22 protein-coding genes are annotated in these 21,869 nt (G+C 36.3%); 14 read left to right on the top strand and 8 right to left on the bottom strand.

The features are described from left to right. The first annotated feature begins 291 nt into the window (after nucleotides 1-291). From A994_RS11065 to A994_RS11055, 3 genes are read left to right on the top strand one after another with little or no spacing between them, the layout of a single operon-like run. On the top strand, nucleotides 292-1,854 hold the full coding sequence (locus A994_RS11065) for a DUF530 domain-containing protein (protein ID WP_004031688.1): 1,563 nt from the start codon (nucleotides 292-294) through the stop codon (nucleotides 1,852-1,854). 24 nt (nucleotides 1,855-1,878) lie between these two features. Beyond that, entirely contained in the window at nucleotides 1,879-2,337 is a 459-nt protein-coding gene (locus A994_RS11060) for a helix-turn-helix domain-containing protein (RefSeq protein WP_004031686.1), read from the top strand. A 4-nt stretch (nucleotides 2,338-2,341) separates the two neighbouring features. After that, nucleotides 2,342-3,313 carry an MraY family glycosyltransferase gene (locus A994_RS11055; protein ID WP_004031685.1) on the top strand — a complete coding sequence of 324 codons (972 nt, stop codon included), beginning with the start codon at nucleotides 2,342-2,344 and terminating at the stop codon, nucleotides 3,311-3,313. Between the two features lie 101 nt (nucleotides 3,314-3,414). On the opposite strand, the gene A994_RS11050 is transcribed toward A994_RS11055, so the two are convergent. From A994_RS11050 to A994_RS11015, 8 genes are all read right to left on the bottom strand, one after another. After that, on the bottom strand, nucleotides 3,415-4,323 hold the full coding sequence (locus tag A994_RS11050; RefSeq protein WP_004031684.1) for a tetratricopeptide repeat protein: 909 nt from the start codon (nucleotides 4,321-4,323) through the stop codon (nucleotides 3,415-3,417). 181 nt (nucleotides 4,324-4,504) lie between these two features. After that, nucleotides 4,505-5,002: a hypothetical protein gene (locus A994_RS11045; protein WP_004031683.1), complete on the bottom strand. Its 498-nt coding sequence runs from the start codon at nucleotides 5,000-5,002 to the stop codon at nucleotides 4,505-4,507. Then, nucleotides 4,999-5,712 carry an RAD55 family ATPase gene (locus A994_RS11040; protein ID WP_004031682.1) on the bottom strand — a complete coding sequence of 238 codons (714 nt, stop codon included), beginning with the start codon at nucleotides 5,710-5,712 and terminating at the stop codon, nucleotides 4,999-5,001. Before A994_RS11040 ends, A994_RS11045 begins: the two co-directional genes overlap by 4 nt. 164 nt (nucleotides 5,713-5,876) lie before the next feature. Continuing rightward, nucleotides 5,877-6,602 carry an RAD55 family ATPase gene (locus A994_RS11035; protein ID WP_004031680.1) on the bottom strand — a complete coding sequence of 242 codons (726 nt, stop codon included), beginning with the start codon at nucleotides 6,600-6,602 and terminating at the stop codon, nucleotides 5,877-5,879. Nucleotides 6,603-6,606: 4 nt separating this feature from the next. Further along, nucleotides 6,607-7,779 (bottom strand): ATPase domain-containing protein, encoded by a 1,173-nt coding sequence (locus A994_RS11030; protein ID WP_004031679.1) that lies wholly within the window; start codon nucleotides 7,777-7,779, stop codon nucleotides 6,607-6,609. Next, nucleotides 7,780-8,157 (bottom strand): roadblock/LC7 domain-containing protein, encoded by a 378-nt coding sequence (locus A994_RS11025; protein ID WP_004031678.1) that lies wholly within the window; start codon nucleotides 8,155-8,157, stop codon nucleotides 7,780-7,782. Between the two features lie 322 nt (nucleotides 8,158-8,479). Continuing rightward, on the bottom strand, nucleotides 8,480-8,974 hold the full coding sequence (locus A994_RS11020; protein WP_004031676.1) for a hypothetical protein: 495 nt from the start codon (nucleotides 8,972-8,974) through the stop codon (nucleotides 8,480-8,482). 157 nt (nucleotides 8,975-9,131) lie between these two features. Then, entirely contained in the window at nucleotides 9,132-9,518 is a 387-nt protein-coding gene (locus tag A994_RS11015) for a hypothetical protein (protein ID WP_004031675.1), read from the bottom strand. Between the two features lie 135 nt (nucleotides 9,519-9,653). Here A994_RS11015 and A994_RS11010 point away from each other — a divergent pair, with 135 nt between their 5' ends. The 11 genes from A994_RS11010 (at nucleotide 9,654) to A994_RS10960 (ending at nucleotide 21,741) form a co-directional block, all read left to right on the top strand. Further along, entirely contained in the window at nucleotides 9,654-10,235 is a 582-nt protein-coding gene (locus A994_RS11010; RefSeq protein ID WP_004031674.1) for a THUMP domain-containing protein, read from the top strand. Nucleotides 10,236-10,594: 359 nt separating this feature from the next. Continuing rightward, the gene (locus tag A994_RS11005; protein WP_004031673.1) at nucleotides 10,595-11,056 is read left to right on the top strand and encodes a hypothetical protein; all 462 of its coding nucleotides are present in this window, start codon (nucleotides 10,595-10,597) and stop codon (nucleotides 11,054-11,056) included. Nucleotides 11,057-11,716: 660 nt separating this feature from the next. Then, complete coding sequence (locus A994_RS11000) at nucleotides 11,717-12,259, top strand: PAS domain S-box protein (protein ID WP_004031672.1); 543 nt, start codon at nucleotides 11,717-11,719, stop codon at nucleotides 12,257-12,259. Beyond that, a complete protein-coding gene (locus A994_RS10995; protein ID WP_004031671.1) occupies nucleotides 12,238-13,131 on the top strand; it encodes a sensor histidine kinase in 894 nt (297 codons plus the stop codon). Before A994_RS11000 ends, A994_RS10995 begins: the two co-directional genes overlap by 22 nt. 238 nt (nucleotides 13,132-13,369) lie before the next feature. Further along, nucleotides 13,370-13,831, top strand: a complete 462-nt coding sequence (locus A994_RS10990) for a methyl-coenzyme M reductase family protein (protein ID WP_004031670.1) — start codon at nucleotides 13,370-13,372, stop codon at nucleotides 13,829-13,831. Nucleotides 13,832-14,212: 381 nt separating this feature from the next. Continuing rightward, nucleotides 14,213-14,476 (top strand): TIGR00304 family membrane protein, encoded by a 264-nt coding sequence (locus tag A994_RS10985; protein WP_004031669.1) that lies wholly within the window; start codon nucleotides 14,213-14,215, stop codon nucleotides 14,474-14,476. A 124-nt stretch (nucleotides 14,477-14,600) separates the two neighbouring features. After that, nucleotides 14,601-16,196: an STT3 domain-containing protein gene (locus tag A994_RS10980; RefSeq protein ID WP_004031668.1), complete on the top strand. Its 1,596-nt coding sequence runs from the start codon at nucleotides 14,601-14,603 to the stop codon at nucleotides 16,194-16,196. A gap of 249 nt (nucleotides 16,197-16,445) precedes the next feature. Continuing rightward, entirely contained in the window at nucleotides 16,446-17,573 is a 1,128-nt protein-coding gene (locus A994_RS10975; protein WP_004031667.1) for a glycosyltransferase family 2 protein, read from the top strand. A 426-nt stretch (nucleotides 17,574-17,999) separates the two neighbouring features. Next, a complete protein-coding gene (locus tag A994_RS10970) occupies nucleotides 18,000-19,142 on the top strand; it encodes a glycosyltransferase family 4 protein (RefSeq protein ID WP_004031666.1) in 1,143 nt (380 codons plus the stop codon). Between the two features lie 192 nt (nucleotides 19,143-19,334). Continuing rightward, entirely contained in the window at nucleotides 19,335-20,456 is a 1,122-nt protein-coding gene (locus A994_RS10965) for a glycosyltransferase family 4 protein (RefSeq protein ID WP_004031664.1), read from the top strand. A 91-nt stretch (nucleotides 20,457-20,547) separates the two neighbouring features. Beyond that, nucleotides 20,548-21,741 (top strand): glycosyltransferase family 4 protein, encoded by a 1,194-nt coding sequence (locus A994_RS10960; RefSeq protein WP_004031662.1) that lies wholly within the window; start codon nucleotides 20,548-20,550, stop codon nucleotides 21,739-21,741. Nucleotides 21,742-21,869 lie beyond the last annotated feature (128 nt).

Genomic DNA, 21,869 nt, shown 5'->3' with positions numbered 1-21,869 from the left:
CCCGATATTCAAGACTCCTAAATATTGCAATGCCAAATTGAATGTATATAAAACCAAATTTGGATATACAAAAGTCAAATTTGGATATATAATGCTAAATATCCAACAGTGGATGTCAAAGTGACAGTGATGGATGAAATTTATTGATTAAGTGGTGAAATTGATGGATAATAGAGTATTTAATTGGTAATCGGGTGTTAATGAGGTAATGGATTATTATAATATCTCTATTTTCTTAAAAATCTCACCTTTACAAATCGGGTAAAAATCACACTTTAACGAAGGAATACGATGAATGAATCTGTACTTATTGGGAAATCTGAGCGTTTTCTGGATCAGATAAAAAGAAGGGAAATTTCATTAAGTGGTATTGAGAGCCCTGAAAAGTTCCTGACACTTTACACTTACCTGAAGAAGAACATGGATACCCTGCAGGATATGAGGGAAACCATGGAAATTAAGGGTTATACTGCTCCATATCGTTCCATAAATAAATATGGTCGTCCCTTAAGTGGTGAAGCCAAGGCAGAGGATATGTATGATATCAGCCGCCATACCCAGTACTTCAGGCTCAACGCGGCTGCCAAAAAAAATATACTGGACCGTGTTAAATCTGCCATGTCCTCTCATCGTATTGCAATCGGACACCTGGAAGAGTTTGCCACCATGGAATGTGAATCCTGCCATCACAAGTACAGTGGTCATGAGTTATCCCTCCTGACTGGCGGCAACTGCCAATGTGGGGGGGATAATCTCAGTTTACATGTAAATAAAGAGGCTGTTTATCGTCTTGAAATCATCCCATTTTTACCTCTTTCTGGAGATTACATGGTTAAACTCTCAGAACTAAGCCCCCACAGCAGAGTAGCATTCCGTAGTATGGTGCGCATCCTAAAACAGGAAAAAAGGGGAATTGTTAAAACAGTATCCCTTGTTATCAAGATAATGGAAGATGGTAGATGGGTTAGGAAAAGAGTTACCATCGACGCCCAGGATGAGGCCAACTATGAAAAGGAGATCCGCAGTCAGTATGGTTCCAATGCCCGTATTGAAATGATGCAGTTCCATCGTAAAAAACCATCCATAATCAATGACAAACAGATGCAAACTGCCCTTTCACTGGGTTATGTTAAGTATGCAGAAACTGAGATCCTGAATTTTCTACCGGATTTACTTGAAAAATCCCTCTCTAACATGGAAAAAGTTAAAGAGTACCGGGAAGCACTGGAAGTTGCAGAGAGGAATGCTAATAAGTATGAAAATGGAGATGAACCTGAAAGCCTTAAAAAATTCTTTTTAAAAAAAGAACTGGAGGAGAGGGGACTCCTCGATGATGGAGTTCTTCCTGAAACAATACAGGAAGATTTAAAGAAAAAAGAATCCATTGAAAAAAGTCTTTTCCTGGAAATACCCCGTATATACATTTTATGGGATCTTTTACATTATTACTTAACCACTTCTTATGACCGCCGGAATAAATATTCAGGCCCTTTCCCTTACCTTCGCCCCAGCCTTGATTCAAACCAGATAAAAGCCTTCAAGGATTTTAAACAGGATGTGGTGCAGATCATGCAGGATCACCTCCCCCTGAAGATTGAATACGTGCACAATATGGGAAAGGTTCTATCCAGTAAATTCGCGGTTGAAAAGAAGATGAAAGGTCTTCATCTGCAGATGGGACCTGCTCTGGGAGCAGCCATACTTTCTATTGAAGGGGATATTCCGACCAAAAAAACCTCAGAATTATTTTCCATATCACTTAAAGATGTTCAAAAAGAGAAAGAAACCCTTGAAACCCTGCAAAAACCTGCTACGTCCAAGGCCAAGCAGTTCATGGCAATGATGAAAAAATAACCACCATCCAGGAGTGTTTTCCATTTGAAAGACGAAATTTATGTGAATAAACCACTGTCCTTCAGCAGGATCATGGAACTCCTGGATCAGCATCCGGATCTGAAGAAAATAAGCTGTCCTCCCAGTTTATATTCACGAATTTCACCAAAGTATCTTCAGGCACTGGAGGAACTGGGAGTTACTGTTGTATCAGTTGAAAAGAAAGGGCGTCCCAGAAAATATACTGAAAAAGATGCAGAAAATATTCAGGAATTATTAAAATCTGGCCATAACCCCCAGGAAATTGCGGAAATCATGAGTATTCCCTTGAAAACTGTTTATTATCTCAAGGGGTCCCGGCTTAAACCCGGGCGAAAAATGAAATACGATACCTTAAAAGTTAAAAAAGTTAAAAACCTTTATAAAAATGGAGTCCCAGCTAAGGATATTTCAAAAGACCTGAAAATTCCCCTTAGAACTGTTTACTCCCTATTAAAACGGTGAAAAAATGGAACCTAATCTTATAATTCTTAACCAGGACCTGTTTTTAACCTCGGCCATCTGTGCCCTGGTAGCCTTTCTGGTAACATTCATAAGCATGCCCCGCCTAATTAAAAAGTTGAAAGATGCAGATATCGTGGGCAGGGATATTCACAAACCATCCAGGCCAGCTGTGGCTGAAATGGGTGGTATTGGTATTCTTTTCGGATTTATCATCGGGATATTTCTGGGTATTTATTTCTATCCCGAGCTCCAGTTCCAGCTAACCATCACTATGCTGGTGATCCTCCTGGTGGGAATAGTGGGAATGGTGGATGACCTGGTTATGTTATCCTCCAAGGAAAAATTAATCCTTCTCTGGCTGGCAGGTATGCCTTTAATCTGGATTGCACCCCCCAATGTGGGCTTACTATATATTCTGGCCATACCCATTGCAGTTTCCATTGCTGCCAATCTCACCAACATGCTGGCTGGTTTAAATGGTATCGAATCAGGATTAGGGGCAATCGCCATGATCTCCCTCAGTATTTCCTGTATAATAATGGGAAAGTCTGATGTAGCAGTAATCAGCATGTGTATGGCTGGAGCATTACTGGCCTTCCTTTACTACAACCGACACCCATCAAATGTATTCCCAGGGGATGTGGGAACACTGATTATAGGGGCAACCATTGTAGTGGTGGCTTTTATTGGGCGGGTGAAGATCATTGCCCTGATTGTACTGATACCCAACATAATTGATATGCTGCTCAAACTCTACAGTGCCGGTGTAATGGAAAGACAGCAGCACCAGCCCACCCAGGTGGGAGAAGATGGGAAACTTATGGCTCCAGAATCTGGTTTTAATTCCCTGATAAGATGGATCTTAAAACGTCCCATGGAAGAAAAAAATGTGGTTCTGATTGTGTGGCTCATTGGAATATTCTTTGGTGCAGTGGGAATAATCCTGGCTTATGTTTTAAAAGCACGTATGTTTTAAAAATGCTTTTTAAATAAACATAACAACTTTTTGTTGTAGTAATACACAAAAATATGTGAATATCTGGGTTGGATCCAGATATCACAATTACTAAATTAAAACTAGTCGTAAATGGAATTCAATAACGCCAGAGCTGCTTTTTCAATTGCAGGATCATTTAAATGTTTTATGATATTCATTGATTGGCGAAGATAGTTGGAACCTTCATCTGTTTCACCCAGCAGGAAGTAAGCAGTCCCCATCATCAGGTAGGATATGGATTCTCCTTTTTTATCATCAATTTTCTGGAAGGACTTTAAAGACTTTTGGAAAAATTCCAGAGATTTTTGGGTTTTTTCTTCTTTTAAAGTAATATCACCCATGATCAGGAGTAATGCTGCCTCCCCTTTCAGATCACCAATACTGCTGGCCATCTGGATAGCATCCCTCATATGGGCCATTGGGTTTTCAAATTCCTGGTAAGTAGAATAAACTGCTGATTCATCCAGGAGTCCGATGATATCATCCAGCCTTTTACCAATTTTCACGTAATCAATTGATTCATCACCTGGAGCTTGAGATCCAGTTGATACTCCAGATTCAGGAATAGAATCAGAACCACCTTCAACAGTTGCTGTTTTATCAACATTCTTAGTTTTAGTAGCTTCAAGTTCTACTTCACATTCTTTTATTTTGTTTAAAACTTCCTCTCGTAAGGGTATGTCTAAGGATGAACACAACTTAAAAGATTTTTGATAGGTATCCAGGGCTTTTTGAACGTTTTCTGTACTGATATATACATCGCCAATTAGATCCAGAATGGTGGCTTCTTCTTCAGTATAACCTAATTCATGGTATATTCCCACCGCTTTTTCTAGAAATGCAATGGCATCATCCGTATCTCCCATTTCATACTGGAGGGTTGCAATTTCAACCATTAAATTGGCTTCAGCTTCCTGATACTCCCAGAGTTGTTCTAAGAGCACTTTAAGGGAAGCAACATTGTCCTTTTTACCATCAAAAATACCCACAGGCGATTCCTCCTTCAAATTATCATGATAACTGTATTTAAATAAATTTCTAAAGCTTAATTAATTGTTAAAGTAAATATTGTAAGATTAACAATTTACTTGGACCAATGACTCATCAAGATTAATGAATTCTTAGATTAATTAACATACTAGAAGTTAATTTTCATTTTAACTTACATCCTCAACCAACATCACATAAATAGCTGGTGCATATACCCTTGGGCTGTCCTTCTGGGTCTGCATCAAGATGGTAACTGAACTGTTCCTGGGTAAGGTTTTCTAGAAAATTGGCCAGTATTATGGAACGTAAACATACATGGGGTGCCACCCCTTTTTTTATCAGATCTTTACAGGCATCAGCCCGGCATTTAGTCACGGATATTGACAGTTTCCTGTTTCCTTGATCTTTAACAGTTACTGTACCTTTTTGGATAAAACCCGCATCTTCCAAACATTCAACTATTGATTTCATTAGTTCAACAGGTGTTTTTCCTTCAGTGTCCACTCGGAAGCCACATGAATTTTCAAGATGATCCATGACGAATTTGGTGGCGTTCCAGCCCAGTCTCCTGGTGTAGGCAATGTTATCACCCAGTAATTCATCCCTGGTTTTTTCAATACTGTAAATCCAGCTACTCATTAGTAAGTAGTAAAGCTCCTGAAGGTCAATTTTATTCACAATATCTCACCCTTTCCTAAAATTAGCCCTTTATCTGTGATTTCATAATCTGCGGTTACAATGAGATCAGAACCGGATTTGAATGTTAAATAATTTCCATCGAGCATTATTTTGTTATCCACAATAGATTTCAATATTTTCTCTGTATTCTCACTGGCTACACCTTCAGTATAATTAACAACAACCGTGGCACCGGCTTCGGTTAACCGCCGCAGGTATGTTTTTAAAAATCGGATAACCATTGCTTCCGGGTTAAATGTGAAAAATGTGGTGAGCGAATCAATAACAGAACGGAATTCATTTGATCTTTTGAAAACAAAACGAGTTCCCAATCCAACTTTAACCATGAAATCGGTGGGGTCATTAATTTTAGATAAAGTGTAGGTGTTGGTATTTTCAATTTGAGCTCCTGAAAGTGCGGATATTGGATCAATAACATACAGAAGGTTTTCATCTATTGAATTTTGCAGGAACCATCCGAAATCCATCATGTTCTGTTGGAATTGTTTCATTCCATCATCTGCTGTGATATAGAGGCAGGGTTCTTTAATACTCAGCCCATGATATGTAAACTGATAAGAAAAAATGGATTTACCCACCTTGGGTGGTCCGTAAACCAGGGTGGTGGTGTTTTTTGGAAAACCATCCAGTTTCCCGGTTGATGATATAAGTTGATCCAGTTCAGGTACACCTGATTCATAAGTGCTCATTTTATCACTACGCCCTATTATTCTGATTGATCTTCTCTTTAATTAGGGATTTATCTCCCTTTACCTGGATTAATCTCCCCTTACTTGGATTGATCTACCTTTACTTAGATTAATCTACCTTTACTTAGATTGATCTCCATTTAATTGGATTGATCTACCTTTACTTAGATTGATCTCCCTTTACCCACAGTAATACCTTCTTTGCTCATATGGTAGGGAGCTTCTTTTTTTCCAATGCCTTTCATGGCTTCAATAATTATGGTTTCTCCATCCATTTTAACGATGTTATCAACCATTGACTTAATAAGTACCTCTATATGAGGATCTGATGCACCTTCCATGTGGGTGATTACGGCAGTACCCCCTGCCTCTTTTACCCTCAAAATGTAGGTTTTCAAAACCCTCATTATTAACATTTCATCATTAGATTCTAATATGGTGGTCACAGAGTCTATAACTCCCCGAGAACGTGGATTATTTTCAGTGATAAAATTCAAACCTCTGGTTACCTTAACCAGGATGTCGGTGGGGTTTTTTACATTTGATGATTGGTATATGTTTGAATTTTCAAATTCAGTACCACTTCCAGATGCATCAATGATGTGTAACATTTCGTTTTCAAGATATCCATCAATTTTAATTCCCATATCCAGCATATTTTCATAAATATCTTCTATTCCAAGGTCGGTTGTTAAATAAAGACATGGCTCATCATGGGATAATCCATTGTAAGCAAACTCAGAACAGAATATGGATTTTCCAACTCCTTCGGGACCATAAATAAGGGTTACTGTGTTTTCAGGGATCCCACCCAAACCAGGGCTTTGATCATTCATAGGGGAGGTTAATTCATCAAAACCAGGTATACCTGAGGTAATACGAACTATCATGGGTTCACCTATAGAGTATTTTTAAAAGTGCATCTTGAGCATTGGTAATCCCTTCATCATGAAGTGTACTTACTGGGATTATGGGTATACTTTCATCTATGTTCATAACTTTCCTTATTTCATTTATGGATAATGAATCTGGAAGATCCTGTTTGTTGGCTACAATAACCTTTGGTATGGCTTCTGCCCTGCACTTTTTTATCATTTCTTTGGCCCGGGCAAATGTTTTAGGATCAGTTGAATCCAGGAGGATAAATGCGCCCACTGCTTCTTTGGAGAGAACATCCAGTATCAGATCGAAGCGTTCCTGACCGGGTGTTCCAAAAATATCGGCTTCAAATCCTTTGTAATCCATGTGTCCTATATCCATAGCTACTGTGGTTGGAACCTGACCCAGAGCCATTTTGTCTACCGAAACTGAATTAGAGGCTATTTTTTTAACAAAACTGGATTTTCCTGCGTTAAATGGTCCAGTCACCAGGATTTTTGGTATGAATATTTTTATTCCACCAGGACGTAATATATTGAAAAGTACCATGCTGCTGGGTGGAGTGGTCCAGGATGCTCTGGTGACCATGAACCCCTGTCCAATGATAACTCTTTCTTCAATGGTGTTTAGATTAACCAGGCAGTCCATTGATCCTTTAATTTCATCAACTAATTCTGTTTCATAATCCCATTCTGTGAATATGTACAATAAAATAGTATTTTTAGATTTTGCAATTTGGTTCCATTTTTTTATAATTTGAACAGTTTCATTTTCACCCAGATAGTCAATTAAGGTTGAAACATTATTTATAACCCCAACACCATCCTGAACATCTATTATTCCATCAATAACAACCTGTTCTACTTGAGAATAATCTTTTATAGAATATTTAGCAGTTACAGGGGCCCCTATAAAATATGAACATCCATCAATGAAAAAAGCCATTCCCTCATCCACACTTTTTCCAATGTCCCATCCAAATTTATCAAATTCATAAATTATGGAGCTGGGTTCTGTCACGTTGGTGAATATGAAACCTGGATCCCCCTCTTCCAACCGGCTTTGCAGGGTTTGGTAACCAAAAGCCTCACACTCAACTCCGGGATCAGCATAAAACAGTACCGATGATCCTTCGGGTATCCCTCCTCCCAGAAACTCATCCAACTGGGGAATGTGAGTTTGCTTCATTTACATACCACCCATAATCTGGATTACTTGCTGGGCTATGGATTCCATTTCAAAGAATATCAGGCCTAACTGGGCTTCAGGTTCTGTTAAAGCAGTTAAAATAGATTTAGAACCAGCAGGTATTAGGACTATGGTTCCTTTTTCAGTTTTAACTGAAATCTGACTAACTTTACCAGTGGTCATCTGTCCTGATGCTGCTTCTGCTGCTCCCATTATAGTGGAACATAATGCAGAGAAGATACGGGCATCAACATCAGGGGGAGTTCTGGAGTTAATCAAAAGTCCCTCTTTAGAAACTATTCCGCAGGCCTTGATCTGCCCTACCTGGATAAGGGCTGTGAGCACATCGTCCAGCTCTTCTTTCTTAGTCTTGGCCATTTATTTCCCTCATTTATGATTATTTAGGCTCCATTTATATTATAACCCTAACTTATCTTATAATACTATTATCTTTATACCCTTATCTTAATGAATTCAAATTCTGAAATTAACCCGGAATTCTGAATAAAATGAGCAGTAAGATAAATAGCTCATCTTTAAACAGCAGCCTTCTTCATTGTGATCGGTGCTACTATAATTGTACAATAATAAATTGTTTTTTAAATGTTTTAAATTTTCTTTATTATTCTCCAAAAACAGGAGACTTTCAATTTGTTAGCTTTCAATTCATTACATTAAGAATTAAAGCTACATGAATATTCTACTGCCACTGGACATCGGCAGTGGTGAATACATACCTTTCTGAAAAAGCAGGATTGTAAAGAGTATTGGTAAGATCTTCTGTATTGAATGATTCTGTTATTTTTTTTCGAGCATTGAAGTTGATCCTATCCCCTAAGCAGTTTCTATCTGTTTTATTATTAACCTGTGGGGCTGATGCATAGATTTTAAGTTGAATCTTGGTCTTCTGATAACCCTGGTGGAATCCCTGATTTGAATAGGTGATTTTAAGAATTTTTACTCCAGAAGGGTTGAGCAATCGCTGATTTTCCCTAGTATAATCCTGGAAACTTTCAGTAGGATATATGGCCAGACTATCAGATATTGCGCCCTGCATCGCCCCTGTTCTGGCGGCACTCATGGCCTGATTGAGTTCAACCGAATCAGATAGAGCAACAGTCAGAGGAATTAAAATTATCACACTTAAACCCACCATTAATAGAAATTCAATGGGAAGCTGTCCTTTAATGTCCATATTAAATCATCACTTTGGGGGAGGGGAATAATTATAGGAATAAGGGAGATGCTAGGAATAATATGGAAACGTAAGAAGAAAGAAAAAGTAATAAGTGGAGATAAGGGGAGTGTAAGAATAGGGAGAAAGTAATAATTGCAGGGGTAGGATTGAATTTTTAAAATATTATCACCTTATTACTTTTACCATCTTTTACATTTCTAACAGTGTAATTTTTATTGGGGTGCATTGTTACTTCTTCCTGGTTCAGATTATAGTTAGAAATCTTTTTAAAAAAAGAATAGGAATATCCGCTCCAACCACCCACTTGAATCAATACTCCGGACTGATTAACGCTTACATCATAATTTGACCCTTTTATATCTGGTGGCATTTCAATTTTTATTTCATGACCTTCTCCACCTGCATAAACTTCTTCAATGGTTATAGCAACTTTTTCTGAAATGGAACGTGCCTGTGCAGCTTCATCGGCTTTATTCACTGTTTCAAAACGTCCTTCAGCAATGCTAAAAACACTGCCAATAATTACCAGCAGAAACAACATTGAGATCACAAAATCAATATTAAGAGTTGCTGACTGATCATTAGTAAGCAAAAATACCATAAAATTTATTAACTTCATACTATTATTAATACTTATCGAATATCTTATCCCACTGAGGGGTGAGGGGGTTATTAAATGAACAATAAAAAATCTGAAAAAAATGTAGATTGTTTTGTTTTAATGGTAAAATTTAAAGAAGATGGTGACTTTGCAGAATATGGAATAAAAGGCATAAAAACAGAAGATAAAGGAATTGAGGAAATAGAAACTGCACTTACCTCCACAGATGCTTGGTTCTATATCACCGAATCAGAGTTTTATGACATAGTTACTGTAGAAATGAACGTAAACCCCGCTGAAACCATAAATCAACTGAGAAAAACTTCAACTATTGCCATTGAAAGAGCAGTTCCCCTAGATTCAGTAGTATCTTCACCAGTGGAGAGTGTAATTAAAGATATTCTTAAACTGGCATCCCAGAAGATAGATAAGAATGAATCTTTCACAGTACAATGCCAATTGAAAGATGAGGGGTTGAGGGGCCTAGACAGTATCATTTCACCAGATAAATTAATCAATCAGATATCCGGTGAATTGTATGACAAGCTGAACCTTGAATACCATAATAAAAACACAGACTGGATAATCCAAATAGAAGAACTGGGTGAAGATACCGGGATTGCTGTTTGTCGGCCTGATGAGATTTTAATGAAATGAAAATGATATTATGTGGAAAAATAGATAGAGGAAGAATGTTATTAATAATTCCATTTATTATATTCATTACCTTTATCTAAATTCCATATATCCATTATTTGTTCTAGAAACTCTAATTCAATCAGGCTTAGTAATCAAACTGACTTACTTAAACTAGTTCAAAATTTACTCATACTTCCAATTCATAAAATCATCAATTGATTAAAAATCTGAAAAAATCCATGAATCTACATTTTTTCACATCTTAACAGCTTAACTAATTCCAATAAAAAAAAATCAAATATTAAAAAGCTTTAATTGTTAAAAAAGATGTATAATGTATAGTTATGGGGAGTTAATTTATAGGGAGGTTGGATAAAATGGACAATGACAAAAAACCCTCACTAATAACTAAAAAATATTCAGATATAATCAATAAGGTCATTGCAGGATACACGGTTAGTGAATCCAAAATGAACATTATACTAACCGATGTTATCTTCAGTTTAAAAACAGGGCCAGTTGCACCACCAGTTACCTATGAATTTGCCCACGTTACAATTCCTATTATTAATTTTATTTACGACTATGAGAAAATTCCATGTCTTGGTGTTTTTCAGAATTCTATTGAAGTCCACAAAACAAAAGAACTCCTTGAAAAAGATGGTATAAAAACTCAATCTCAAAAATTAGGCATAGTATCCGCACAATTCAAATACAAAGATAAAAACATTCATTCACGGTTCACGGACATTGCCTCTTATAACAAATATTCTAAGCACAAATATTCAATGTTAATCCAAAATGGTTTTTTGATACGCCAAAAGGAAGAAGGATCTTAAGTAAACCCCTTCTTAAACGTTTGCAATTTATAAATTTTAGCTTATTTTTTTATTAACAAAATTTTATCAGTGAAAACCTTATCTGCATGAATCATCCAATTTTTATTTGAATTTATTCCCTAGCTGGTTGATCATTATGATCTTGATTCTATTTGTGGGATGGCAGATCAGGAAAAGGGACATAAAGTCTCCAATACGAATTAAAATAGAAAAGAAATAGATAAATTTTTTATCTATTCTTATTTTTTTTTATTGACTTAAAGATAGAATAAGCACAATAAAAATAGAAATTGGTATTTAAAGATTTTTCCTGCAGTTATACTTCTTAAATTATCTGAACAATCAATAACCGAAAGAGGAATTCCATTATAAAATTCCTTGATTTATTTAGTATTAAATCACTTACTTCGTGAAATTCGTCACAAAAATAGTTTTAATGCTTAAGTTATTGTGAAAACTATGTGCCACGTAAGCAATTTTGTAAATATTATATTATAACCTGAAATCAGGAAAAAAATAAAACCTGAGCGAAATATTGATAGGAAATCTAATTATCTCAGCGTGATTAGGAGCTAATGAAAGATTAAAGAAAAATCTGACAAGATCAATCTTTAAAAACATGAAAAAGGTGAAATATTCCTCAATAGAGGGAGTGTTTAATTGCAAAAGGAAGAAAAGATTACGGATAATTTGAATCATGATAATTATAGATTTATGGTCACGAATCCAATTGAAGCCATATTAATACATGATTTTGAGGGGAATATCGTTGATGTCAATCAAATAACCTCTGAAATTACAGGCTATTCAAAAGATGAACTCCTTCAGATGAAAATATTCGACATGGACCTTAACCTAAAAACAAAATACCATGAAGAAATATGGTCAGAACTTAAACAGGAAAAACCATTATCCATTGATTATGGTCAGTTAAATCATAGAGATGGAAAAATAGTAGAAATCGTAACCAATAATTGTTTGCTAAAGGATGATGACCAGGACTTAATTTTTTCTGCAATATTTGACATCAGTCACCATGTACAAATGGGAAATTTGTTAAAAGAAAGTGATGCTAAATATAAATCGTTATTTGAGTTAAATCCAGATTATACTGTTTTTATAAATCCTGAAGGGCAGATTTTGGATGTTAATAATGTTGCATTAAAGATCTGGGTCACGACTTGGAGTATATTAAAGGACTAACATTCACTGAATTGGGGTTATTCCATCCTGAAGATAAAATCAACAGCCGCCAGGAAATCATAAAACGAATAATTGAATCAAACCCAGAAGAACCTTTTATAATGAGGTTCATTGATAAAAATGGCAAAACACACTGCTGCCAAACCCATCTGGTACCAATAAAAGTGGAAGAAAATTTAATAGGGTATCAGGGAGTTGGTCATGATATCACTGAACTGAAAATGACTGAAGAGAAGCTTAAAAATTCTTTAGCTGAAAAAGAAACACTGCTCCGGGAAATCCATCACCGCGTGAAAAACAACATGCAGATCATTTCCAGTTTACTCAGCATGGAAACACAATACGTGAAAGAGGAAGAAACAGTTAATGTTTTAAAAGAAAGTCAAAACAGAATCAGATCCATGGCAATGGTCCACGAAAAACTCTACCAATCACAGGATTTAACCAATATAAACATCCATGACTACATCCTAAGTTTAGTTAATGATTTATTTTATTCTTACCATATCCAGAAAGATCAGATCACTCTGGTGACTGATGTTGATGATATAAAGCTGAACCTGGAAACAGCAATGCCCTGCGGATTAATAATATGTGAACTGGTATCAAACAGTTTAAAAAATGCATTTCCAGAAAGACAAAAAGGAAAGGTGGAAATAATCCTCAAACTAATAGGAGAAATGAGGCATTTAACAATCAGTGATAATGGAATAGGATTACCCAGCAAAGACTACTTAAATGAGGAAACTTTAGGTTTGCAACTGGTACATAATTTAACCAACCAGCTTGATGGTACAATAAAACTGGACTTAAAACAAGGAACCCAGTTTGAAATCATTTTTCAAGAAGCAGAATACAAAACACGAACCTAATCAAATTCGCATTTACCATGCCCTACTTTTTCCCATTCCTGTTTATTAAGAAATTCTTCTAAAAATTATTCCCATAAAATAGGGGTTTTACGTGAATGAAAGGTAAATTCTTGGAGATTATTCTTGAATTCCTTTAAAAATTATTTCTAAATAATTGTATTTAGGAAACTAAGGAAATTTTATGTACAACCCCTGCACGATCTATAAAGAGGGGTATTTAAGTGAAAGGGGGATATTGATGTACAAAATATTGCATTTTAGTGGTGGGGTGTACAAGTTCGAACATCTGGCAGAGCATGTGGAAGACATTGGAGGATTGTTATTCCAGGAAAACCGCATCCACATCAGTCGTGGAACTTCTTTCTTATCCGAAGAAGTCCAAGTAATATTTTTAGTGCCTGCCAATGAAGTAGCAAGTGTTCAGGAACTGGCCAGTGAACTTAAAGGGGAAATTGAGGAACTGGAAGTTGAAGAACCCTTGAAGAGTAATCTTATAGGCTCAATGGACATTTACAACATTCTTTGTAAGACTGATGATTGGATTCACCAGGAAGCTATTTCAGAGGAATACCATGAAAACCTTGAAGAGTGTCTGGACCTGATGTTATCCCTTGAACTCATAGAAAAACGTGCCAGTAAAGATAAGGCCGGTACAGATCAATCTAATTATTATAGGATATTAAAAGAAGATGAAGGTTAAATTAAAATATTACATTGAAATTATTTACAAAAGATTGATTATAAAGATTCAAGAATAGAAAGATTTCTCGAATGAAAATAGATAAGTCCTAGATTAAAATTAGTAAGTTAGAATAAATTTGATGGATATATAGATAACAGTTGGATACATGACCAATTGAAATGATTTAAAACATTTTATTAAATTAAAATTAAATTTGCAAACATTAAATTAGAATAAATTAGTTAAATTAGAATAAATTAAAATACACAACTAATTCTAAATTCCAATCGAAATAACAAGGAATAAACATAAATAATTTATTACATTAATAAACCCTAAACAGTTTACCCATTTACCAAATGTAAAATAGATTGTTGTTAAATGAAAAAGTGAAAGTACATGATCAAGGGAGAAACCATTATTTTCGTTGGAATTGCAGCTGTAATTCTGGGTATGTTACTTATATTCATAGGCACTGCATTCCAGTCCTCTGGAAAAACGGAAAGCAGTGAAAATGCAAAGGTTAGTACAGGGGGAGTGATTTTAATCGGACCTATCCCCATAGTCTTTGGAAATGATAAGAATATGGTTTCAGTTGCAGTAATAGGTGCTATTGTTCTCATGATACTGGCATATATCCTGTTTTATAGGGGAATCATCTAAAACCAACCAACGGTTGTTAATATGCTCTTATTACAATGCGTAGAAGAGTTCCATTGATTTAATATCCTAAATATTCATAATAACAAGCCTATAATATAAAATCCACATTACATGGTGAAATTACATGGATTACACTTCAATTTACAATAAAAAATATTTAATTCTCTTGCCGGCAATAGCCGCTTTTATCATAGCCTTAATTCCTACTTTGAAATACCAGTGGCCAGTGGGATGGGATATAATTTACCATGTGCAGTACGCCCAGGTTTACGCACATAATGGATTCACATTAATTGATCCACTATTGAACGCACCCAATGGTCAAAAAATTGGATATCCTCCGTTGTTTCACTTTTTAATTGCTGTTATTGGCACTGGTCTGGGTGTTGACTTTTTCCAGGTTGCAAGATTCCTGCAACCAGTATTAGCATCGTTGATCGTTTTATCAGTTTCTTACGTTGCCAACAAATTCTACGGTAAACTGGCAGGGTTTGGTGCTGGATTTTTAATGTTATCCAGTTTACTGTTGGGAAGAATGTTTTTAGCCCTTCCAGAGAACCTTGCATTGATCTTTCTCCCCCTGGCAGTTTATCTTTATTACAGATCATTGAAAGAGAAGAATCGCAAAATTGCTCTTCTTGGTGGAATTTTATTGATTGTGATAATTGCAACCCACCAGGCCGCTACTCTTTGCCTGGTACTAGCAATTATAAGCATTACGCTCATGGAACTGGTGGTTTACAGGAATTTTAAGGCACTGGGAAATTTCATATCCTTTTTCACGGCGATAATAGCCATTGGAGTTATAGGTGTTATTTCAATCTGGATCATAGCCCCTCAACTTTTGCAAACTATCATGCAACAGGGAATAACTGCTATTACTGGTATGAGTACTTCACTTCCATTTAATCGTTCACTGGGACTTTACAGTTATCTGGAAAACCTGGGAGCTTTGGTCCTGATTTTTTCAGTAATTGGAGCAATAGCTGCCATTAAAAGACACCAAGAAAAAGACAATGTGATACTGGTGTGGATCATTGCTATGATTCTTTTAAGTAATGCTTACTGGTTTGGTGTGAATGTAATCTCCTACCGGGTGCTCATATATCTTTTAATTCCCCTCTCCATACTGGGAGGTTACGGAATACATATTACTTACCATAAAATCAAAAATTACCAACTTTTATCATCAAAAAAGGTTCAAATCATATTTTTATCAGCAATACTGGTCATTTCTATGTTAAGTGCCGTGTTAACAGTTACTGATCCCGATATTTCAGTGTTCAGTGTGAAAAATGAATTTGGAAAGGTGCAGATAGCTCCTCCATCCGATTCTGAAGTAGATCTTGCCAATTGGTTCCAGGAAAACGGTAACAAAAGCCGTTCACTGGTGATTTCAAATCAGTTCACCGGGATGTTCCTGGGATCTAAAGCAGGAATGCCTATGAATTATGGTTTTGAATTTTATGCCACTAAAACTTACCCTAACATGACTTTATCCCAGGTTAAAGATCAGAAAATTGGATATCTGGTATATGATAAGAGGTTGGTGGTTCCCAATGAAGATTCCTGGTTACGTGTTATGAGCATTCAATCGGAATTTTTCCCCCTATATTACTTCAGTCAAAATATCACAACAAATTTTGACAGAATAAAACCTGATTATGCCACAAAGGTCTACGAAAATCAGGATTTTATTGTGTGCAGAGTAGATTATTAACCACAAAATAGATTTATATAATCAATTATATTGGTTTAAAGAATTATAAGATATTGAGGACAAGAGATATTAAGTTACAAAACCTTGTATATTGTATGATTTTAATAGGTAAACCAACGAAAGTTCATGAAAATATTGAATAATAATTTTAAGCAAGAACTGAAAGAACATAAATTATATAACATGAAAAACTAAGTTAAATAATCTTTTTAATATTTGTAAAGTGCTTAATATTTGTAAAGTGATTCTATGAAAGTTTCTGTCGTTATCCCCGCTTTGAATGAAGAAGGTATTGTGGGCAAAACTGTTAAAACAGTGCCCATCCAAAAATTGCATGATATTGGTCTTGAAACAGAAATACTGGTGGTTGATAATGCATCCACTGATAATACGTCCAATGAAGCTTCTGAAGCTGGAGCAAGAGTTGTTTTAGAAACCAAAAGAGGTTATGGTAATGCTTACCGCCGTGGATTTAAAGAAGCCACTGGTGATATAATTGTAATGGGAGATGCAGATGGAACATACCCTTTTGATGAAATGGCTGAATTCATTCAACCAATTTTGAAAGGCGATGCCGAGTTTATCATGGGGTCAAGATTAAAAGGAGATATAAGGCCCGGTGCAATGCCTGCCCTACACAAATACATAGGTAACCCTTTTCTCACCTGGGTTTTAAATGCGCTTTTCCACACTGGAATATCTGATGCTCACTGTGGAATGAGAGCTATGACCAGAGAAGCTCTGGATAAAATGAATCTTAAAACTGCGGGTATGGAATTTGCGTCTGAAATGGTTATAGAAGCATCCCGTAAGAATCTTAAGATCGCTGAAGTACCCATTACCTATTATCCTCGTGGTGGAGAATCAAAGCTCAGTTCATTTTCCGATGGATGGAGACACCTTCGTTTTATGATGATGTACCGACCGGGCCCATTCTTATTAATACCCGGTACTATCGCACTGCTTTTCGGAATACTGCTTACTGCAATTGTAGTGATACAGGGAATATCCAGAATGCACTCCCTGATGTTAGGTGGATTATTACTGTTAATTGGTTACCAGATGCTCCTTTCCTGGATTTACTTTGGAGCATTCGGAGATGCCTATGGATTCAGTAGAAGTTCAGGAACCATCAAAAAAATAATGAGTTATCACTCCCTTGAAAAAGAACTGTTTTTAGGTGCAGTTCTTCTGGCAGCAGGAATTATTATCGGATTATTTGTACTTTACAACTGGAGTACCGGTGGTTTTGGACCACTGTACCAGATCCAGAGTACAGTGCTGGCCATGATACTATCCATACTGGGAATACAGACCATATTCTCTGGAATGTTTTTAAGTCTGTTACTCTTAAACAAAGAGGAAAAAAAGGATTAAATAAATCCTCCATTCTTCCTTAAAAAACAGGCATGGGACTGGACAGTTATTTTGAAATGAATTACATCGATGCGATTATGAGCTTGTCCCCTTTTTTGGGTAATCCATTTTTAAGAGTGTAATTCCTTTTTAAGAGGGTAATCCATTTTTAAGAGTGTAATTCCTTTTTAAGAGGGTAATCCATTTTTAGGGGTAATGGACTGTTATTTGAACTGAAAATTATATGTGCAAAATTAAAAAAAATGCATGTGAAAAAAAAACATCAGTTTAAAATACAAAGTAACCGAAGTCTCCACAGATTAATCATTGAAAATGCATCTTTTATACTCTTTTTAAGTGATTATATTTTAGCAAAATCTTTTAATAATAAAATAACTTAAATAAGAATAAACCTGTTTTTATAGATACATTGATTTGAGGTTAATTATGAAGATCGCCTTTATCTACGATGCCATGTACCCCTGGGTTACCGGAGGGGCCGAAAAAAGAGTGTATGAACTTGCCACTCGTCTGGCCAAGAGAGGACATCAGGTACACTGCTATTCATGGGGGTGGTGGTGGCCAGATAATGGCCAGAACGATATAACCATTGACGGAATACACCTCCATGGAGTGGGTAAACCAATGGATCTTTATAAAGATGATAAAAGATCCATCAAAGAAGCAATAACATTTGCCTGGAAACTTTTACCGGTCATAAACCAGGAAAAATTTGATGTTGTGGATTGCCAGGGATTTCCATTTTTTTCCTGTTTCACGGCCAAACAACATTCTATGCGTGGAAAATCCACACTGATCATAACCCTTCTGGAAGTGTGGGGTGATTACTGGTACCATTACATGGGAAAAATCGGGATTTTTGGGAAGTTGATCGAAAAAATAACCCTGAAACTGAGTAACCGGATCATCTGCATATCACCCCGAACTGATCGGGAGCTACATAAGATCAGTAAAACGAAAGATTCCGTGGTTATTCCTCCTGGAATAAATTTCAACAGAATCCAGGAGATCAGACCATTCTCAGAAAATAGTGAAAAATGGGATATAATTTATGCAGGAAGACTCATAAGGGATAAACAGGTTGATCTCCTCATTAAATCTGTGAGTAACGTTAAAAAAACTCATCCGGGTGTTAAATGTCTTATTATTGGAGAAGGACCCGAAGAAAATAAACTGCAGAATCTGTGTAAAAATCTGGATCTGGAAGACTCGGTGGAATTCACCGGATTTTTAGAACATCAGGAAGATCTTATTTCTCGCTTTAAATCCACTAAAATTCTGGTTTTGCCTTCCAGGAGAGAAGGTTTTGGAATGGTGGTAGTGGAAGCCAATGCTTGCGGACTACCGGTGGTGGTGATTAACAGCCCACTTAATGCTGCCGTGGACCTGATAGAAAACGATAAAAATGGATTTATTGCTGACTCAGACCCAGAAGACCTCTCCAGAAAAATAGTTCTGGCCCTGGAAAACAGTACCACCATGGAAGAAAGTTGTGTTAATGCCGCTAGGGAATATGATTGGGAAGAAATTGTAAGTAAACTGGAAAGATTTTACCAGGAAAGCCTCTAAATAACCAGTTAGGAATATTAACCATTAACGCCAATATTAAAGAAGTATAGATAACGAATGATTAAAGAAAAATTAAAACCTTAAAGAAAAATTAAAACCATAATTTTTACTAAATTAACCATTTACCAAATTAACAGTATTCACCAATTACTATTCACTACCAATTACTATTCACGGAATAGGGAGTTAATTATGAACATATTACAGACCCCAGTAAGGTTTTATCCATTTATTGGAGGAGTGGAAAATTACGTTTACTATTTATCACAGGAACTGGTAAAATCAGGCCATGAAATACAGGTTATCTGTGCAAACGATCCCCCATCACCTGAAACAGAAATTTTAAAGGGAATAAAGGTTAAAAGAATTCCTTACTATGGTAAAATTGCCAATACTAATATTACACCCAGTTTACCCCTGGAAATCTCCCGAACTGATTTTGATATCATGCACACCCACTTACCCACACCATGGAGTGCAGACTGGAGTATGATCATCGGTAAATTGAAAAAGAAACCACTGGTTCTTTCTTACTACAACGATATTATTGGTTCCGGTTTATCCAACTACTTTGCCAGATTCTACAATTCCACCAGTTTAAAACTCCTGTTAAAAGCAGCCCAACGAATAATAATCATCCAGGAAGATTACATTCACTTTTCACCCTACCTGGAAGAATATCAGGATAAAGTGGTGGTGGTACCCTGTGGAGTGGATACCAGCACATTCTATCCCACAAACCCCAAAAAAGACGAAAAATCAAGTGATATGTTCTTTTTAAGTGTTCTGGATGATTTTCATAAATATAAAGGATTGGATTATTTACTAGAGGCCCTGACTGAGGTTAAACAGGAAATACCTGATGTTAAACTTATTGTAGGTGGAAAGGGTAATCTGATCAATTACTACCAGAAACAGGTTAAATCTCTAGGCTTAGAAGGAAACGTGGAGTTCCATGGATTCATACCAGAAGAGAGTCTTCTGGAATATTACAATCAATGCCAGGCATTTGTTCTTCCATCCATATCTTCAGCCCAGGAAGGTTTTGGTATTGTGGCCCTGGAAGCCCTGGCCTGTGCAAAACCAGTGATAAGTACTGAAATAGTTGGAATATCTAAAGATATTAAAAAAACCAATTCAGGAGTAATTGTAACCCCCAGAGATTCAGCATCTCTGGCCGGTGCCATACTTGATGTTCTAAAATCAAAAAACAGTTCAAAAATGGGACAAAACGGCCGTAAACTTGTTGAAGATAGGTACACATGGAAGAGAGTGGCCATGATGACCGAAGCAATTTACAAAGAGCTGATTTAATTCACAAATATATGGTTTAAGGAAAATTAATGGTTTAAAGAAAATTTCCGAAATTATAAACAGGGATAATATAAAATAAGGGAAAGTTAAAATGAAGATCTGTATTGTTTCCAATCTTTACCCTCCCCATATCATTGGTGGGGCAGAAATAATAGTGGCTAAGCTGGCCGAATCCCTCACTGAAAGGGGTCATGAGGTTCTGGTGATCACCACCAGCCCTGAGAAGGAAGAATCCACAGATTCAGTAAGGGGAGTGAAGGTCCACCGGATCAATCCATGGAATGTTTACACAGTTTACGATCATCAGGATAAATCTGCGCCTAAAAAAGCATTATGGCACAGTATTGATATTTGGAATCCTAATTCTCTCCAGAAAGTTAAAAAGATTTTAGAAGATGAAAAACCAGATGTGGTACATGTTAACAACTTCAAAGGGTTTTCCATGTCCATTTTTAAAGCAGTGAAAGATTGTGACATTCCACTGGTATTCACGGCCCATGACTGTTCCCTGATATGTCCACGGGCCAATCTCTTACACGCAAATGGGGAGATCTGTGAAGACCCCCAGATGGTGTGTAATGTGTACCGTAACCTGCAGCGAAGGTTAATCAATGGGAAAGTGGACTGGTTAACTGCACCTTCCCAGTTCATAATCGATAAATTAAAGTCATTTAACTTCTTCAATGATGTTAAAACCTCCAGGATACCGCTGGGTGTTGAACTAGACTCTGAGAGATTCACTAAAGATTACCAAACCATAGATATTGCTTATATGGGTGGTTTAAACCGGATTAAAGGGGTTCATGTACTCATAAAGGCATTTAAGGAACTAAAAAATGAGCATATTCGGTTACACATTTATGGTAAGGGGATTGATGAAGATGCATTTAAAGAGATTGCTGGTGGTGATCCCCGCATTATCTTCCATGGTTACCTGGAACGGGATCAGCTCCTGGACTCATATCATAAAGCCAACCTTACTGTTCTTCCTTCTATATGTTACGATAATTCACCAATGATGATCTACGAGAGTTTGACCAGCAGCACCCCTGTGGTGGCCAGTAGAATTGGTGGAATTCCAGAATTAATTGAAAACAAACACAATGGCTATCTTTTCCAGCCCGGAAATGAAAAAGAACTTCGAATGATATTGGAGGAAATAATTGAAAATCCAGAATCATTAAAACCACTTGAAAAGGGTGCATTTGAATCTGCATCCAGTTATAGTATGGAAAATTACGTTAAATCATTTGAAGATATCTACAAAACTTTAAAATTACAGTGAAAATCTAAATCCACTGTTACTGATTATGAGATTGGTATAATATTCTAAAATAAATGGGTATATCTGAAATAAATTGATATTCTGAAATAATTGGTATAATATCCAAAAAATAATATTTATAAACACCA

Origin of the sequence: Methanobacterium formicicum DSM 3637 (assembly GCF_000302455.1) — an archaeon.
In the GTDB taxonomy this organism is placed as follows: domain Archaea; phylum Methanobacteriota; class Methanobacteria; order Methanobacteriales; family Methanobacteriaceae; genus Methanobacterium; species Methanobacterium formicicum_A.
The sequence above is the reverse complement of the archived record's forward strand: the minus strand, read 5'-3'. Positions and strand labels throughout refer to the sequence as shown.